This is a genomic window from Mesorhizobium sp. L103C119B0 (genome assembly GCF_000502235.1).
GTDB lineage: Bacteria > Pseudomonadota > Alphaproteobacteria > Rhizobiales > Rhizobiaceae > Mesorhizobium.
In genome coordinates this window covers 189,293-205,350 of record NZ_AYXE01000011.1, presented here as the reverse complement: position 1 = coordinate 205,350, position 16,058 = coordinate 189,293, and the positions used below count along the sequence as shown (strand labels likewise).

18 protein-coding genes are annotated in these 16,058 nt (G+C 59.8%); 15 read left to right on the top strand and 3 right to left on the bottom strand.

What is annotated here, in order from left to right; all coding sequences use genetic code 11:
* Positions 1-320: 320 nt before the first annotated feature.
* Positions 321-1,049, bottom strand: a complete 729-nt coding sequence (locus X728_RS147150; RefSeq protein WP_196815086.1) for an isoprenylcysteine carboxylmethyltransferase family protein — start codon at positions 1,047-1,049, stop codon at positions 321-323.
* 359 nt (positions 1,050-1,408) lie between these two features.
* Positions 1,409-1,882 carry a hypothetical protein gene (locus X728_RS147155; protein WP_031195672.1) on the bottom strand — a complete coding sequence of 158 codons (474 nt, stop codon included), beginning with the start codon at positions 1,880-1,882 and terminating at the stop codon, positions 1,409-1,411.
* A gap of 244 nt (positions 1,883-2,126) precedes the next feature.
* On the opposite strand from X728_RS147155, the gene X728_RS147160 reads away from it, so the two are divergent.
* The 3 genes from X728_RS147160 to X728_RS147170 all read left to right on the top strand — a co-directional run bounded on the left by X728_RS147160 (position 2,127) and on the right by X728_RS147170 (position 3,871).
* Positions 2,127-2,558, top strand: coding sequence for a tetratricopeptide repeat protein (locus tag X728_RS147160; protein WP_245266169.1), 432 nt, complete (start codon positions 2,127-2,129; stop codon positions 2,556-2,558).
* 98 nt (positions 2,559-2,656) lie between these two features.
* Positions 2,657-3,244: a hypothetical protein gene (locus X728_RS147165; RefSeq protein WP_031195670.1), complete on the top strand. Its 588-nt coding sequence runs from the start codon at positions 2,657-2,659 to the stop codon at positions 3,242-3,244.
* Positions 3,245-3,310: 66 nt separating this feature from the next.
* Positions 3,311-3,871: a hypothetical protein gene (locus X728_RS147170; protein WP_023832138.1), complete on the top strand. Its 561-nt coding sequence runs from the start codon at positions 3,311-3,313 to the stop codon at positions 3,869-3,871.
* Positions 3,872-3,932: 61 nt separating this feature from the next.
* Here X728_RS147170 and X728_RS147175 read toward each other — a convergent pair whose 3' ends face one another.
* On the bottom strand, positions 3,933-4,460 hold the full coding sequence (locus X728_RS147175) for a hypothetical protein (protein ID WP_023832137.1): 528 nt from the start codon (positions 4,458-4,460) through the stop codon (positions 3,933-3,935).
* 446 nt (positions 4,461-4,906) lie between these two features.
* Between X728_RS147175 and X728_RS147180 the strand changes: the two genes are divergently transcribed.
* From X728_RS147180 to X728_RS147235, 12 genes are all read left to right on the top strand, one after another.
* A complete protein-coding gene (locus tag X728_RS147180; RefSeq protein ID WP_023832136.1) occupies positions 4,907-5,101 on the top strand; it encodes a hypothetical protein in 195 nt (64 codons plus the stop codon).
* A gap of 160 nt (positions 5,102-5,261) precedes the next feature.
* Positions 5,262-6,263, top strand: coding sequence for a Flp pilus assembly protein CpaB (cpaB, locus tag X728_RS147185; protein WP_023832135.1), 1,002 nt, complete (start codon positions 5,262-5,264; stop codon positions 6,261-6,263).
* Between the two features lie 41 nt (positions 6,264-6,304).
* Positions 6,305-7,810, top strand: coding sequence for a type II and III secretion system protein family protein (locus X728_RS147190; protein ID WP_023832134.1), 1,506 nt, complete (start codon positions 6,305-6,307; stop codon positions 7,808-7,810).
* On the top strand, positions 7,791-8,081 hold the full coding sequence (locus tag X728_RS147195; protein WP_031195668.1) for a hypothetical protein: 291 nt from the start codon (positions 7,791-7,793) through the stop codon (positions 8,079-8,081). The genes X728_RS147190 and X728_RS147195 overlap by 20 nt, the downstream gene beginning before the upstream one ends.
* Before the next feature lie 89 nt (positions 8,082-8,170).
* Positions 8,171-9,637: a TadE/TadG family type IV pilus assembly protein gene (locus tag X728_RS147200; protein ID WP_031195667.1), complete on the top strand. Its 1,467-nt coding sequence runs from the start codon at positions 8,171-8,173 to the stop codon at positions 9,635-9,637.
* Positions 9,634-10,113 carry a TadE/TadG family type IV pilus assembly protein gene (locus tag X728_RS147205; RefSeq protein ID WP_023832131.1) on the top strand — a complete coding sequence of 160 codons (480 nt, stop codon included), beginning with the start codon at positions 9,634-9,636 and terminating at the stop codon, positions 10,111-10,113. Before X728_RS147200 ends, X728_RS147205 begins: the two co-directional genes overlap by 4 nt.
* Positions 10,107-10,727 (top strand): TadE family protein, encoded by a 621-nt coding sequence (locus X728_RS147210; RefSeq protein WP_031195665.1) that lies wholly within the window; start codon positions 10,107-10,109, stop codon positions 10,725-10,727. Before X728_RS147205 ends, X728_RS147210 begins: the two co-directional genes overlap by 7 nt.
* A 42-nt stretch (positions 10,728-10,769) precedes the next feature.
* Complete coding sequence (locus tag X728_RS147215; protein ID WP_050589929.1) at positions 10,770-11,903, top strand: MinD/ParA family protein; 1,134 nt, start codon at positions 10,770-10,772, stop codon at positions 11,901-11,903.
* Positions 11,900-12,484 carry a L,D-transpeptidase gene (locus X728_RS147220; RefSeq protein ID WP_023832128.1) on the top strand — a complete coding sequence of 195 codons (585 nt, stop codon included), beginning with the start codon at positions 11,900-11,902 and terminating at the stop codon, positions 12,482-12,484. Before X728_RS147215 ends, X728_RS147220 begins: the two co-directional genes overlap by 4 nt.
* A 12-nt stretch (positions 12,485-12,496) precedes the next feature.
* Complete coding sequence (locus tag X728_RS147225; protein WP_023832127.1) at positions 12,497-13,939, top strand: CpaF family protein; 1,443 nt, start codon at positions 12,497-12,499, stop codon at positions 13,937-13,939.
* A gap of 7 nt (positions 13,940-13,946) precedes the next feature.
* Positions 13,947-14,900, top strand: coding sequence for a type II secretion system F family protein (locus X728_RS147230; RefSeq protein ID WP_023832126.1), 954 nt, complete (start codon positions 13,947-13,949; stop codon positions 14,898-14,900).
* A 9-nt stretch (positions 14,901-14,909) separates the two neighbouring features.
* Entirely contained in the window at positions 14,910-15,851 is a 942-nt protein-coding gene (locus tag X728_RS147235; protein ID WP_023832125.1) for a type II secretion system F family protein, read from the top strand.
* Positions 15,852-16,058: the final 207 nt, after the last annotated feature.

Here is a 16,058-nt window from a genome sequence, read left to right as displayed (position 1 = left end):
AAGCTCGCTCTGCGCCAAGCCGCATGACCAGCATCATGGCTGCCCCATTTTGCAGAACTTGACGCACACAACCACGAATGACGCCCTGCGACGCGCTGAGAGCTTCCCTGCGTCGGCCTCTATTTGCTACTAGGGACGGCGGTTTCAAGAAACACGCCAAGCTTGGTATCGTCTTGCAATCCCGCAAACCAGCGCCACGCCATAAAGGTGGGTCCAGGTCCCGTGAGCGGATCGTCCCAGCTCATTCGGATGACGGCAGCGCACGCCTCTAGATCCTAAGTTGCTTCCAATGGAAGGCCTCAATGCCAAGCGGCACCGGATCAGCGATGAATGTGGGGCGCCCTACCCGGAACCGTCTCCGACTGCTGCCGCTCAATGCGCGCGGCTAGCGTCAACCTTCGCGAAAAAGGAATGAGCATCGGCACCTTTCGCGAGTACGAATCATATTCGGGAAAGGACAAGGACAAGACACGTTCTTCGTTCAAGATCCGCCAGTATTGAATGCCGAAATTCACCACGACGGACGTGATGACCACGGGTGACGGATTGGCCGCGACGGCTCCGAGCATGAAGAGCGATTCCGCGAGATAAAGCGGATGACGGACGACGGCGTAAGGACCGCGCGTTACCAATCGGCGGGCCTGCGCATCGATCGAAAACGATCGGCCGAGCCAGAGAAGGCAATAAGCAGAGCCCGTCATGCCCGCGAAAACCAGCAATGCCGCGACGGTTTGCATGCCCTCTGTCGGTGTTGGGCGAACCATGATGGCGATAGTCGCGAGCATAAAAGTTCCGCAGACAGCTGCGATGCGCGGCCCCCAGCCAAGGCTGATATCCCTAGGCGGGAGCCGGATGATGGTAAACGTCACCAACAGCGTGGAGAAGACGAGCGAAGACGCCCGCGAGACGAATTGGAGCATGAAGTCGTCTGGAGACATTTGCGCGTCGCCAAAGAGTGCGACGAGGCGCCCAACCCCGTTAAGCACGAAAAATGCAAAAACCAGCATGAGGATCAGGCGCCCAGCGAAGTCGAACGACCAGATTTTCATGATCCACCCTCCCCTGTCCAACGGAGAATGAAGCATTTCTTAACGGTGCCCGCAACTTCGCTCTTAAGAAAGCGTTAACGCTGCTCTTAACGTCGAATTAGCCGAAGCTCCCTAACTTGGGTGGATCGACCTTGGGGCGCTGTAGTTTATGTTTCGGCAATCTGTGCGAATTCTGGTGGTCTTTGTCAGCGTCCTGATCGTGGCGGCCGGCGTTTTCATTGGCCGGCTTCCTGCTCAATGCGAGTGGAAGCTTGGCACCGGCCTCATGAGCGCTTGCGTCAATCGCGCGATCATCCGGGACGGAGATCGCTTTGCGACGAAGCGGCTGAATGCCTCGGCCTGATCCGGCCGCGCTCGAGTCACTCCCGATAGAAGTCAAGGCTCGGAGGACAGGGCACTTCCTTCGTATAGAAGGCCTTTACGAATCCCCTGCGGATTGCCTCTTTGGTGACATAGTATTTGATCGGACACCAAAGCTGTCTTGGCGGCGCGCCGGCCGGGGTGCAGGCGGCGGTGATCACAATCGGAGAGATGCTTTCCGGGTCGATCGCTCCTACCTTCGCCGACCGGTGGTCCGGTCGCTCCCGTATATAAAGGAAGTCCCAACGATCGACTCCAACCACCCTAAGACAGCCGCCGGGCTTGAAAGCGAGCGCCTGGGGCGGAAAGGCGAGGATCATGAATGCCATCAGCACCAGCCCAGACCGCACCGCCATTCTCCGATGGAAGAAATGGTCAAGGCCTATTGCTTCACTCGGACGATGCCGGCGGCGCGAAAGCACCGCCCGGTCGATTTCAGCAGCGGCGCACACGAACAGGTTCTTAGTCAGCATGTCGTAGTCCGGTCGGGAAGCGGGGCATTTTTGCAACATCTTGTTCAGAAATATCTAATAAACTGTATGGCGCTGTTGGATTTCGCTTATCCGGCCTATAGCAAACTTTGATAAGATGGGTCTGGGGAAGGTAAGATTGGGTCTTGGGGACGGGGAAAGGTCCAGAAGCGTGTTCAGGGGACTGGGGAGTTTGGCGGCAGTTGCCGTCGCCGCTTTGTTTCTGGCCAGTTGCCAGACCGAGGATATGTCGTCCTATGGCGACAGCGCCGCCTCCGTGAAGGACCTCCCCGACGTGTCCTTCTACAAGACCGATGAGCTGGTCGCACTGGGCAAGACCCAGTTCAAGGAAAAGAACTACGGAATGTCCTACGCGCTCTTCAAGCGCTCGGTCGAACTCTTCCCCAAGGACCCGCAGGCATGGCTCGGCTTTGCGGCTTCTGCCGATCAGATTGGCCGTTTCGATACATCCGACCTCGCCTATCGCCAGCTCGCAACGATGATCGGCGGGCGGCCGGAATACTACAACAATGTCGGCTACTCCTATCTTCTGCGTGGAAATCTCCAGCAGGCTCGTCGCAATTTCCTGAAAGCCTACGAGCTCGACCCCTCGAACCAGACGACCGCAAACAACCTTCAGCTACTGGCCAACAGCACGTCGTTGGCGAAGCGGACGTGACGCCATGTCTTCGCGGCGGGTTCCGAAGGACGGCTGCACTGACATGGACCGGACGGCTCGGCCTCCTCCCTTGAAAGAACCGGTCCGGCGAGGCGATTATGCTTAACTTCGTCGTCGACAGTGAACCGGCAATTCTGGCGTATCCCCAAAACTCGAAGCCGCCAGAGCCGGGGCCGTTGATGCAGAAGGCCGGAGTGGCCGGCGGCATAGCCATCACGCTGAACGTCATCTCGCTTGCTTTGGCCATCGGCATGGTTGTCATGCTGATCTTTCTCTTCCAGTCGATCCGCGAGGTTTCCGCGCTCGAGGATCGGCTTTCCGGCCTCGGTCAATTCGAGACGCGGCTTTCCAGACAATTGGACACCGTCAACCAGGGTGTCCAAAGCCAGTTCGGGGAATTGAACCGGCGGATCTCGGCGCTTCTCGATCAGGCCGCGCAACTCGAGAAGCAGGTAGCGAAGCTCACGGGCGAAAACCAGGACATGGTTGAGCGTTTGCAAGCGGTCTCCGAGGCCGGCGACACCGTGCTCGCCGCCCCGGAACCACCGAGGGAAATCGTTCTGAGCGCTCCCCCGTCGCAGCCGAAGGAAGTGCATTCCGAACCTGCCCGTCCGGCCAACCCGGTCCAGTTCGAGCGGACCGTGGCACCCGACGGAAAAGTAACCTACAGCAAAGTCCGCAAGTAGGTTTGCGCGGAACCAATTCTTAACGGAAACGGTCCATCGTCTGCGCAGACATTGCGGGGACGACAGATGCTGAAATATGTCGCCAGATTAATCTACCTAGCGCCCACGCTGACCTTTGGCATCGGCGCGGCGTTCATTGCGTCCGCCTATCGGCTTGGCGCCTCACCCGCTGATCCCGCCGCCTGGCAAGGCTTTATTACTCTCGCCCCGCTGGTCCGCGAGCCGGTCTACCTGGTTGCCGGGCTGCCCGGTTCCGGCTACGCCGCCGCCTTCGTCATATTCGCGGCTGCCGCACTCGCCGCCGCCGTGATTGCTTTCTCATCCCGTCCAGCCGGCAGGGCACTATTTCTCCAAGCACATCTGGCTTTCCTGATGCTTTTGCTGTCGATGGGTCGCGCCGGAGTGTTTTCAGCCGGTGCCGACGCGGGCGCTACCGGCCCGGCATCGCGGATCGACTGGACGCCGGATTTCACCAGCTTCCCCGTGCTTGGCGTCGGCCTTTTCGCGGTCGTCGCTCTGGCCTGCGCGGTGAGTCATCTGTTCGTCATACGCGACATGATTGCGCAGTCGACCGCCAAGCGGCAGGTTGAGATCCGGCTGCTGACCGCTCTGCGCGAGTTCGGTTGAGACGAACTGTCCTGTATGTTCGCTCGCCAGCGCCAGGTGGGCTTGACAACAACCAGACCTGTCAAACCGCGAAATATCGTAAGTACATCGCAACCAGCGCCGCGGCGGCCATGATGACGCCATAGGGCACCTTGCGCGATTTTCGGATCTCCTCGATGCGGGACAGCCCCGGCCACGCATGGTATTGCAGCGGCACGGGAAATTGCAAGGCGAGGCTGACGACCACCCCGCCGACGGCAAGGCCGACGGCGAACGAGAACAGGTGGTTCAGCCCGACGAACAGGCCGATCGGGAAGAACAGTTTCGCGTCTCCGGCGCCCAACATCCGGAAGGCCCACAGCACGAAGCCGATCGTGAGCAGCAGCAGGCCGGCGGCAAGGTCGCCCTGGAGCGGCGAATCGTTATTGATCCCCGCCAGAATGCCGGCCCCTGGCGATCCCGCCCAGCGAATCAACGCCAGAAGCGCATAGTCCGCCACAAGCGCCAGAACCGTCCAGTTGCGTATTTTCCAGGCTAAGAAGTCCTGCCTTGCGGCGATGAGGATCAATCCCGCTGCTGCGATGATGGCCAATACACCGAGGAATTCCATCCCGCCTACCCCTCTTGCATACCAGCATATTGCCGGTCCCAAACTGCCCGAATCATTAGGATTGATTTAACGCCATCGGCCGCGACATGCCCACGAAAGCCTCCGGCGCGTCGGCTGCGATCGGCAACTTGATCGGGTCTTAAGGGAACTGGCGGGCGAATTGGTCGGAAACCTCAAGCCAAAAGTAACCAGAAGGAGGCGCCACGGTCGGCGACGGATGGTCTTTGTTGTGTTTCGACTCACACCTCTTTGGAACTGCTTCCCCGGCCAAGTAGGAGCAGGTGCATAGGACCGTTGTTAATTTACCATAAACCAAATGAGAATGGCAGCGTTAGAATTCACTAATTGACGCTCCACTAATTAACGAGATATTAATAAAGCTGTCTGGCGCTGGGGGGCTCCTCTCGCGGACCGGTAATGGAAACGTCATGTAAGGGAGTATCATCATGACCAAATTGACCAGCATGTTCCGTGCCTTCGCCCGCGAAGAAGACGGTATCGCACTTACTGAATATCTCATCCTTCTCGGCGTACTCACCGCGGCCGTCATTACGGCGGTCACCCTTGCCGGCACCAACCTGGCTGCATCTTGGGGTACTTGGGCCACATGGTTTGGCACTCTGGGCGGCGCCCCGGCGTAACACCGATGGCGGTCAAAGGGCGGCTTGCCTGCCGTCTTTTGACCTCAGCAGAATATGGTGCATAGATAACAAGCGACTTTGTCCGCCGCTTGTTATCTAGTTATTATCTCGATTGATTGATCGTTTTGTCTGGGCGAAAAAGTTACGGCGGGGGCGGTCGATGAAAAGCTCTACCATCATAAGTCTGCTTGTATCGGTCGCGCTGGCGTTGCTGGCGGTTTTCGGCGTCCGCTCCTATCTCGCCTCTCAGCGTGACCTTCTCGCGCAGCGTGCCGGCCTGGGCGAGCCTGCATCCGAGAATACGATTCTTGTCGCCACCCGCGCACTGCGCTTTGGCGAGGCGGTCAAGGCGGAGGATGTCAGGGCTCTTGCATGGCCGACTGGAGAACTGCCGGCCGGCGCCTTCCGCAAGCCGGAGGATTTGCTCGGCAAGGACGGTGAGCTTCGCTACGTCATGTCGGCGATGGAAAAGGACGAGCCGGTGCTCGCCTCCAAGATCACCGGCGCCGGCCAGCGCGCGACATTGTCGGCGGCGCTTGGCGAAGGCATGAAGGCGGTCTCGATCCGCGTCAACGACGTGCTCGGCGTCGCCGGTTTTGTGCTGCCGGGCGATCGCGTCGACATCATGCTGACGCGGGTGGTCAAGGATGATTCCGGCGCTGACCAGACTTTTGTCGACGTGCTGCTGCAGGGGGTCAAGGTCCTGGCCGCCGACCAGACCGCGGACGACCGCAGTGACAAGGTCGAAGTCGTCAAGACCGTGACCTTCGAAGTCACCACCACCGAGGCGCAGAAGCTGACGCTGGCCGGCAATGTCGGCACGCTTTCGCTGGCGCTGCGCAATGTCGCTTCTTCCGGCGTGGAACAGACGCAGCCGGTGACGCTTGCCGATCTCGGCGGCGGGCCGATGGCGCAGGCGCTCAAGAACGATCGCGCCGACCAGGACGAAAGCAGACTTACCGATCTGGAGAAGCTCGTAAAAAGTGTCGGCGACACGCTCGGCAATCGCCTCGGCGCGATGGAAGACAAGCTCAAACCAAATACTGTGCCGGCTGAACCCGCAAAGCCGGTTCTGGTGGCGGCGCCGAAACCGGACTTCGTGGTGATTGGCGTTTCGCGCAATACGAAGCGGGAAGAATATCGGGTCCAGCTGCTGGACTGACAGGAAGCCGTTCGGGGGCGGACGAGCAAGGGGGATGGGGCATGGGCAATCACCAGCTTGAAGACAGGAGCGCACCGGCCGCGGGGCCGATGCGCCTTCTCGGCGCAATTGCGTTTCTGGCTGCCGCGATTTCCCTGCTTGCCGGTCTCGTCGCGCCTGCATACGCCCAGCAAAAAGCCATCACGATCGGCGGTGGAAACGTCGTTCATGTGACGGTCGCACCGGGCAGCACGCTGACGATCACCACCAGCCGCCGTTTCGCCGATCTCGTGGTTGGCAACGCGACGGTGGCCGACGTTGTACCCTTGACGGAACGCTCGCTTTATATCCAGGGAAAGGGATCGGGCGCCACCAACATCTCGATCTATGACGACGCGAAAAATCTTCTCGGCGTCATCGATGTGCGCATCATGCTCGATTTCAACGAAATCAGGGCGGCGATCCGCTCGGCGGTGCCGAGTTCGCAGCTGACCGTCACCAACGTCAACGACCGCATACGGATTTCCGGCGTGGTCAAGGACGGCGTCGATCTTGCCCGGGTGCTGGAGATCGCGCAGCAATATTCGAGCGAACCCGTGCTGAACCAGGTTCGTGTTGCCGACGCCCAGCAGGTGATGCTGGAGGTCCGCATCATCGAGGCCTCGCGCAGTGCGGGACGGGATCTCGGGATCGGGTTCAACGGCGTAAAAGCCGGCGGCGGCCTCTTTACCGCGGCTCCCCGGCTTAACATTGGCGTCAACGAGGACACGCATCAGCTCCAGCCGGTACTCAGCGGCGTCGCTACGCAGAACGGCACGCCATTCGGCGAGGTGATCGCCAAGGTGCTGGAAGTTTCCGGCTGGCGCATCGACGTTGTCATCAACGCGCTGGAGGCGAAGGGTCTTGTCCGCCGGCTGGCGCAGCCAAATCTTGTGACGATGAGCGGCACAACGGCCAGCTTCCATGCCGGCGGGGAGGTGCCGATTACGCGTGCGGTGTCCACTGGCGGGGAACTCGCGACCGAGATCAGCTATCGGCCCTATGGCGTCAAACTCTCCTTCACCCCCATCGTCCTTGACGATGGCCTCATCAATCTTGTGATTGAGCCGGAGGTCAGCGAAATCGACCGTTCCGTCACCGTCAACGGCAATCCCGGTTTCATTTCGCGCAAAGCCAATGCCACCGTCGAACTGCGTGACGGGCAGAGCTTCGCCATGGCCGGCCTGCTGCAGGCGGTCAACGCAGGCGACGTGCAGCAAATGCCCTGGCTTGGCCAGGTCCCGGTGCTTGGGACGCTGTTTCGCTCCACCTCGTTCCAGAAGCGGGAGAGCGATCTGGTGATCGTGGTGACGCCACGCATCGTGCGGCCGACCTCGCCCGACGAGAAGCTGCATTCGCCGCTGGACCAGACGCGGCCGGGCAACGACGTGGATATGTTCCTGCTCGGCATGCTGGAAGTCGACAAGGACATGATGCGGGGCTTCAAGGACGGCAAGGGCGTCATCGGTCCTTACGGCCACATCATCGATCTCGATTTCGGAGGCGCGTATGCCGTCGGCAAGAAATAGGACGGCCATCGCCGTGCTCGGCGCATGCCTGCTGATGAGCGGTTGCGCCGATTACATGGCGCACAGGGATTCGGTGACGCTCGGCCTTGGCGACGCGCCGCAGGCCAATATCGGCATCCAGACGATTGATCCGTTCCCGAAGGAAGCATGGAACACCAGGATCGAAGGCAACGGACGCGTGGTTGCAAGGGCGCAGCAACGCTATGCGCCAACAGCGGTAATCGTGCCATTACCGGCGGTGGCGACGACCGAAGCCGCGGCCACGAACTGAGGACGAACAAACGAGGACAGGTCAGGGAGCAAGCGGCGGCTCCGGGTTTGCGAAGCTAAGTGCGGCGAAAACCGACATTGGGGCTGGGTATGAAACGGAAGATATTCGATTTGCTGTTCGACGACCGTGGCTATGTCACGGCGCTGACGCTGATTTCCATGCCGATGCTCCTGGGCCTCAGCCTGCTGATCATCGATGTGTCGCGCGGCAACAATCTCCATACCGATCTGCAGAATGCCGTCGACGGACTGGCGCTTGCTGGAGCAAGAGAGCTGAACGGAGCGCCGGACGCCATCACACGGGCCAATGCCGCGATTGCCGACCTGGTCAAGAATCAAGCAAGGTTTTCCAATGGTGGTCCGATCACCATGGACCAAACCAAGGTCAGCGTGGCGTACCTGACCACCATTCCGCCCACCGACGACACGTCGATCAATGCTGCCTGGATTGCGACGAATGGAACGACGGACGGCACCGCCGCGGCCTATGTCCTGGTCCGTTCGACGCCGCGCGCCATGACCTCGCTGTTTCCGTTACCGGTCGGGCTGGCGACCCAGACGCTGAACTTCCAGGCCGAGGCCGTCGCGACATACACAGCCGCCGCGTGTGACGTCACCCCGATGTTCATCTGCAATCCGTTCGAAGCTCAGAACCTTTCGATGCAACAAGCATACGCACAGGGGTTGACCTATAGCCGCGAACTGCAAGTGCTCAAGACCGACAGCACACCCGGCCCCGGCAACTTCGGACTGCTGGACACCGATATCCCGCTCAAGGACGCCTTCGCCAAGGGAGCCAGCGGACAGTGCTACACCAAGAAATCCGTGGTTACCAAGACCGGCGTAACGTTCGGCCAGGTGAATGTCGGCTTGAACGTGCGTTTCGACATATACGCCGGAAGCCTGGGTTCGGCGAAGAGCGATCCGCTGTATCGCCCCGCCACCAATGTTCGAAAGGGAGCCAAGTTTACGACTGGCTCGTCTGGCTGCGGCAAAGTGGACAGTGACGTTCCGACCAAGGCAATGGGATTCGGGCCAGGAACGTATCCGACGCCCAGCCTGGGTATCAGCACCAATGGTTCCTGGGACCGAGCCGGCTATTGGAGTCTGAATCATGTCAGCACCCCCTTCCCGGCGGCGCTTCAGAACGCCTCACGCTACGATGTTTACAGATATGAAATCGCCCACAATCTTGTTGCAGACAGGGCGGGCAACAAGGGGAGCGGCGAAAACGGCGTCCCGCGTTGCTACACAGCTGATCCGGCGACACTCAGCGACAAACCGGACCGTCGCACCATCTTCGCGGCCGTTGTGAATTGCGGCGACTTTTCCGATTCGACCAAGCACACGACGATCAGCGGCAAAACGACTCTTAAACCCGATGCATTCGTCAGCATGTTCCTGACGAACCCTGTCGAAAAACAAGACAACAGCAAGGAAGACGATACAACCGCCAGTGAAAAGCCGATCCGCCTGGAGATCGTGGATGTTACGGGCCAGGGCGGCAGCGGGACGCTGGATCAGTTTCTGCGCGAGGAGGCGCAATTGGTCCGATGATCACCCGGCTGAAACGGTTTCTCGAACGGTTCCACCGCGACGAGCACGGCGCGGTCCTCGCCGAAGCGCTGATAGTCGTGCCGTTCGTCACGCTGTTTTCCGTTGGCGTCCTGGAATTCGGCAACATCTTCTGGGAGAAGGAGCAGGTCGAGACCGGCCTGCGTGACGCGGCGCGCTATCTTGCCCGCTGCCAGCCGAGCAACGCGCTTTCCGGCTACGTGTCGCAATGCAGCGAGACTGTCGCCCGGCGCATCGCCTATTACGGGACGTCCGACCCCGCCGCCACAGCGCTGCGGGTGGCGGGATGGGGGCCAAGCGGAAGTGCAATCGTATTCGCCACGGTTACGCGTGCGGGGAAGACGGTCAAGGTCGCGAGCACCTCACATGCCTACAGCGGTTCACCGCTGTTCGGCTGGCTTGGCCTCGCCAACATCACCATCCAAGCCTATCACGAAGAGAGATATATCGGATGGTAAGGGCGCCTCTCCGAACCTTCGCCCATGAGGAGTCCGGTGCCACGCTCGCCGAAGGCCTCCTCGTGATGCCCTTGGTCATTCTTGTTTTCGCCGCCTTCGTCGAGTTCGGCTTTGCGATGTTCCAGTGGAACCAGACCGTCAAGGCGCTGCAATTCGGCGCGCGCAAGGCAGCGGTTTCGAGTTCGATGGTAACCGGCTTCGACCCCGTCACCGTAACAGCCGCCGGCAGTACCAACGGCGGCGTGGCGATACCGGTCGGCGCGCTTGGCCCCTGGACCTGCACCGGGAGACCGGCCTGCACGGCGGAACTCAACCGTATCGTGTATGGCGGCGCCACGGCGACATCATGCAACGCGATCGGCACCGGCAGTCCGGCGATGTGCCAACTGAACCCGCGCATCGGCATAAACAACGTTCGCGTCACCTACATGATGTCGGGACTTGGCTATTACGGAAGGCCGGGGGGCGCGGTGCTAACCATACGCATGGAAGTTCTCGGCATCACTTTCAATCTGCCTGTACTCGGTGCTTTATTAGGACTCAATAATGTTACGGTTCCTGCCATGCCGGTGACCGTCACCAGCGAGGACTTGAACACAAACTCGGGCAGCTGACCAAGGCTGCGGAATATCGGGCATTCTCGGATGACAAGCCATATGAACTTTTCGAGAAGAATAAAGGTGCTGATCGCCTCGGCGGATCAGGCGGCGTCCGAGTTCATGCAGAGCTCGCTGTCGGCGCTCTCGCAATACGATTCCGAGGTGAAGGATCACGGCGCGCTGCTGGACAAGCGCATGACGGTCGATCCGGCAAGCTACGATCTGCTGGTGCTCGACGCCGGCGATGGCGCCCTCCTCGAAAGCACCGTCGCGCAGGAACTGCGGCGCAAGTTCGCCGCGCTTCCGCTGATTGTGGTTTCCGATCCGCTCACCGACCAGCGCATGCGGCTGTTGCTGAAGCTCAACGGCAATGACTGGGTGAGAAAGCCGCTGGACCGCAAGAGCTTCCTGGAAGCCGTGACCGGAAATGTGCAAATGGCGCATTCAGGCGGCAACCATGTGCATGCGGTCGTCTCGGCGGTGGGCGGAGCCGGCGGAACCTCCGTCTCCATCTCTTTGGCCGATGCGCTTGCCCGCACGGCGAAGAAGACGCAAGTCAGCGTTGCCCTGTTCGATCTCGATTTTGCCACCGGCGCCTGCGGTCACTACCTGAATACGCTCAATGATTACGATCTGCGGCCGATCATCGCCCAGCCTTCGCGGGTCGATCTGGAATTCATCGACATCATCAAGAAAAAGCACCAGCGCGGTTTTTCGCTGCTGTCGTTCCGCCAACCCGGCGTCACCATGGCTCCCACCGGCGGCGAACTTGTCCTGCGCATGCTGGACGTCGTGTCTCTCCAGAACAATCACACCGTGGTCGACATCCCCTATTACGAGACGAGCTGGAAGGATGAACTGCTGGCCGCGGTCAATTCCATCCATCTGGTCACCGAATTGACCATTCCCGGCCTGCAGCAAGCCAAGGAAGTCTACAACCGGATCAAGAAGCTCAGAAGCGACGATATTGCCATCAAGATCATCGCCAACAAGCATCGCAGGCGTCTCTTCAGCTTCGGCATCGGCAAGAAGGACGCCAACAACATCTTCAAGCAATCGAGCGCCATGGTCGTCGAGGACGATTGGGGCACCATGAACGAGGCAATCAATCGCGGCATGCTGCCGGCCGAAGTCAACCCGCGCTCGAAATTCGTCCGCCAGATCGAAAAACTTGCCGAGGCCGTCAAATGACCGGTCTGGGTCGGATTGGCCGCCTCGCGCGCGGCAGCGCCCGAGCCGGTCTTGTGTTGATGGCCGTCGCCGGCATCGGCAAGGCCGATGCGACAGAGCGACGAAGCGACCCGGTGCCGAAGAGCCTTGGGCCGATTACCAGGCGCGTCGTTGCGACGGAAACCAGGGAAAAGCCGGGAACAATCCTGATCTCGACCGCGGCGCGAACGCTCGACTTCGTCGTGGCGCCGGGCAAAGTCGCCAGATATTCGATCGGCGTAGCCAAGGATGGGTTCGTATGGACCGGCACCGTGCGCGTCGGCGGCAAGGCTGAATGGCCAGAATGGCGGCCACCGGCCGAGATGCGCCAGCGCGATCCGCGGCTGCCGGAAATGATGCCGGCAGGCCCCTACAATCCGCTTGGCGCGCGCGCGATCTATCTGTTCAAGGGGCAGCGCGACACACTCTACCGCATCCACGGCACCAACGATGCGCCCTCGATCGGAGGATTCGTGTCTTCCGGCTGTTTTCGCATGACCAACGCTGATGTGCTGAAGCTCTATGGCGAGGTGGACATTGGCGCAAAAGTGATTGTCGAATAGGAAGCGGGCGGTATGGCCAACGGCATCATTGGACGATTTTACAGGTCACGATCCGAGGATCTGCCGCAGGCGCCTGTCGCGGCGTCCGACCTCGCGCTCGCGGAGAAGAACAAGACCGAAGTCGTTCCTTCCGTGCCGGCGATGACCGAGGAGCCGAAACCGGAGGAGCACGGTGCTCTTGGCCCCGACATGGTTTCGGAGCGTGTGAACCTCCACCGCTATCTTCTGGACCGTATCAATCTCGGACTGCTTGAGACGGCGCAGAACGCAGAACTCGCCGCCGAGATCCGGCCGCTGGTGCGCGAATATGTCCGGGCGCGGAATTTCCCGCTCAATGCACGTGAGCTCGACGCTCTGATCAGCGACATTACCGACGAGATGCTCGGGCTCGGCCCGATAGAGCCGTTGCTCAAGGACGATACGATTTCCGATATCCTGATCAACGGCCATGAGCACGTCTACATCGAGCGCTATGGCCAGCTCGAGGATACGCCTATCCGGTTCAAGGACGAAGACCACCTCATGCGCGTGATCAACAAGATCGTCACGGCCGTCGGGCGACGTGTGGACGAGTCGTCGCCGCTGGTCGACGCGCGACTTCCCGACGGATCCCGCGTGAACGCTGCCATCAGGCCGGTCGCGATCGATGGTCCCCTCGTCTCGATCCGCAAGTTTTCGCGCCGCCCGTACACGCTCGAGCGCCTTGTCGAAAGTCATTCTATGGCCAAGGCGATGCAGGTTCTGCTGACCGCGGCGGTCAAGGGCAAGGTGTCGATGATCATCTCCGGAGGAACCGGCTCCGGAAAGACCACCATGCTCAATGCGCTTTCGTCGCAGATTTCAAATCGCGAGCGCTTGATCACGATCGAAGACGCCGCCGAATTGCAGCTTCAGCAACCCCATGTCGGCCGGCTCGAAACGCGGCCGCCGACGCTGGACGGTCGCGGCGAAATACGCCAACGCGAGCTCCTGAAGAACGCCCTCCGTATGCGGCCCGACAGGATTATCGTCGGTGAGGTTCGCGGCGAGGAAGCGTTCGACATGCTGCAGGCCATGAACACCGGTCACGAAGGATCGATGACCACGATTCACGCCAACACGCCGCGGGACGCGGTTTCCAGGCTTGAGCAAATGATCGGCATGGCAGGCATGCCGATGTCGCAGTTGAGCATCAAGTCCCAGATCGCTTCGGCGATCACCCTGATCGTCCAGGTCGAGCGCCTTCACGACGGCACGCGGCGCCTGGTGTCAGTCACCGAAATCACCGGCATTGAGGGCGACGTCGTCCAGATGCAGGAGATCATGAAATTCCAGAAGCTTGGCGTCGACGACTTGAACAGGGTGAATGGACAGTTCCGGGCAACCGGCATCCGTCCGCGGTTCCTCGAGCATATCGCCGAACTGGGCTTCCAGATACCGGGCGACATTTTCGACCCAGCTCGCTCATTGGTGTAGGTGCGCAATGGACCTCATGCTCATCTACGCACTAGTTTTTATCGGTGGCCTGATACTGTTCGAGAGAGTCACGGGGATTGTCGCGAACCAATTCCAGCGAAGCAGTTCGCTGAACTACCGCCTCAAGCTTCTGCAAGGCACTGAGGACAGTCTAGGCGTCTTCAAGGGGATGGTCCGCGAAAGGGCGCTTGACTATGATCGGGGTGGTGTTAAGCCGGTGGTTCAACTGCGGCGGTTGTTCGCACAATCCGGACTGAAACTGGACGTTTTGAGGCTGGCGATCTACGCGCCGGCGGCTGCGGCACTGGTCTGGTTGCTGCTAAGCTACTTCGGCGTGTCGACTATTCCAAAAATCATTCTAGTGGTCTTCTTTTTGGCCGCCTTGCCGCTTATCTTCGTGATGCGTATGCGCGGGGCTCGGATAAGAAAATTCACTGCCCAATTGCCCAGTACACTCGACGTGGTGACCCGGAGCCTTGCGGCTGGGCATCCATTGCCGACAGCGATATCCATGGTCTCGCGGGAATTGCCCGATCCCATAGGGACGGAGTTCGGCATGCTCAGCGACGAACTCACCTACGGAACCGATCAAAACGATGCGATGCTCAACATGATCGAGCGCGTCGGAGCAGAGGACCTGAAGCTTCTGGCGATCTCGATGAGCGTCCAGCGTGGAACAGGCGGCAATTTTGTCGAGATTCTGGAGAACCTGGCGAACGTGATCCGCGAACGGGCGATCCTTCGGGCCAAGGTCAGGGCTTTGTCCGCTGAAGGCAGGATTACAGCCCTGACCATGTCGGCTTTCCCTTTCCTCCTTTATTTCCTGATCAACACGCTCTCACCGTCATATTTCGACCCTATCTGGGCAAGTGGATATACCAACGTTATATTCACGATCGCCTTCATCGTGATGGCTATCGGGAATTATATTCTCTATAAACTTGTGAATTTCGACTTTTGAGTGCGATAGATGAACGAAACACTGATCCTCCTTGCCACTTTCATCGGCGTTCTGCTTTTTTCGACGGTCATTGTTGGAAGAATTGCGAGCCAACGCGAAGTGGCGTCCAGGCTGACAGATGCCGCGACCGACGGCGAGGCGATCGGCGGTTCCTATTACGGACCTGCTTCCGAAATAGCCGATGACAAGTATGGTCTCTTTATCAAGCACTATTTCAATGTGGTCAGGAAAGACACGAATTCGAATTCCTTGCCGAACCGGCTCTTGCGAGCCGGGTTCTTTTCGCCGCGGGCAAGTGCAATATTTCAGGCCGCGCGTGCCGCGATCTCCTTACTGGTGATGCTTGGTATATTTCTGGTTTTCGAACACTATTTGGTTAGCATTTCCAGGACGATGGCGATTCTGGTGTCCATGTTAGGCGGAAGCTTTGTTTTTTTTATCGCAGGCGTCGTGCTCGAACGCATGGGAGTTGCCAAGGAGAAGGCCTATCGCAGGGTCTTTCCCGATTTCATGGATATGTTGATCGTTTGCGTCGATTCCGGCCTGAGTGTCGAAGCGGCGGCCGATCGTGTCGCGCGTGAGTTCATGGCGACTCGGCCCGACTTCGGGCTGCACCTTTCCATAATGATGCTTGAAGTTCGCGGCGGCCGGCGCCTACGCGATGCATTGACGAACCTGGCGACCCGCCTGCGCATCGACGAGGCCAGATCGCTTGCCGTGCTGTTTCGACAGTCGGAAGAACTTGGCTCCAGTGTGACGAAGAGCCTTCGCGTCTACAGCAAGGAAATGCGCCAGATGCGAATCCTGCGCGCCGAGGAAAAGGCCAATGCCCTGCCTGTCAAGATGCTCTTTCCGCTGGCTGTATTTCTGTTTCCGCTGAGCCTGATAATCGTCCTGGTCCCGATAATGATGCGCGTCGTTTCGATGCTGCAGACGATGACGCCCGGGTAGCGCGCAATTCCGATCCGTGCAGGTAGAGCAACCCGCTCATCCCGCCACCGGGCGTACGCGCGTCAACGCCGGCAAAGCCATAGATCGCCGGGCCCAAGTCACCAAAACAAAAACCGCGACCACCGATAGCAGCTTGGGTGTCGTTCGCACGAACGAGCCGTCGAAAGGCGACGTAACGTCCTTTGGCGATACTTTCGACGGGTTGAA

Coding starts and splice junctions, on each gene's coding strand:
- X728_RS147230 (WP_023832126.1), top strand. CDS start 13,947: ATGGACCTCATGCTCATCTACGCACTAGTTTTTATCGGTGGCCTGATA.
- X728_RS147205 (WP_023832131.1), top strand. CDS start 9,634: ATGATCACCCGGCTGAAACGGTTTCTCGAACGGTTCCACCGCGACGAG.
- X728_RS147225 (WP_023832127.1), top strand. CDS start 12,497: ATGGCCAACGGCATCATTGGACGATTTTACAGGTCACGATCCGAGGAT.
- X728_RS147150 (WP_196815086.1), bottom strand. CDS start 1,049: ATGAAAATCTGGTCGTTCGACTTCGCTGGGCGCCTGATCCTCATGCTG.
- X728_RS147190 (WP_023832134.1), top strand. CDS start 6,305: ATGGGCAATCACCAGCTTGAAGACAGGAGCGCACCGGCCGCGGGGCCG.
- X728_RS147215 (WP_050589929.1), top strand. CDS start 10,770: ATGAACTTTTCGAGAAGAATAAAGGTGCTGATCGCCTCGGCGGATCAG.
- X728_RS147175 (WP_023832137.1), bottom strand. CDS start 4,460: ATGGAATTCCTCGGTGTATTGGCCATCATCGCAGCAGCGGGATTGATC.
- X728_RS147195 (WP_031195668.1), top strand. CDS start 7,791: ATGCCGTCGGCAAGAAATAGGACGGCCATCGCCGTGCTCGGCGCATGC.
- X728_RS147155 (WP_031195672.1), bottom strand. CDS start 1,882: ATGCTGACTAAGAACCTGTTCGTGTGCGCCGCTGCTGAAATCGACCGG.
- X728_RS147165 (WP_031195670.1), top strand. CDS start 2,657: ATGCTTAACTTCGTCGTCGACAGTGAACCGGCAATTCTGGCGTATCCC.
- X728_RS147210 (WP_031195665.1), top strand. CDS start 10,107: ATGGTAAGGGCGCCTCTCCGAACCTTCGCCCATGAGGAGTCCGGTGCC.
- X728_RS147170 (WP_023832138.1), top strand. CDS start 3,311: ATGCTGAAATATGTCGCCAGATTAATCTACCTAGCGCCCACGCTGACC.
- X728_RS147160 (WP_245266169.1), top strand. CDS start 2,127: ATGTCGTCCTATGGCGACAGCGCCGCCTCCGTGAAGGACCTCCCCGAC.
- X728_RS147235 (WP_023832125.1), top strand. CDS start 14,910: ATGAACGAAACACTGATCCTCCTTGCCACTTTCATCGGCGTTCTGCTT.
- X728_RS147180 (WP_023832136.1), top strand. CDS start 4,907: ATGACCAAATTGACCAGCATGTTCCGTGCCTTCGCCCGCGAAGAAGAC.
- X728_RS147200 (WP_031195667.1), top strand. CDS start 8,171: ATGAAACGGAAGATATTCGATTTGCTGTTCGACGACCGTGGCTATGTC.
- cpaB (WP_023832135.1), top strand. CDS start 5,262: ATGAAAAGCTCTACCATCATAAGTCTGCTTGTATCGGTCGCGCTGGCG.
- X728_RS147220 (WP_023832128.1), top strand. CDS start 11,900: ATGACCGGTCTGGGTCGGATTGGCCGCCTCGCGCGCGGCAGCGCCCGA.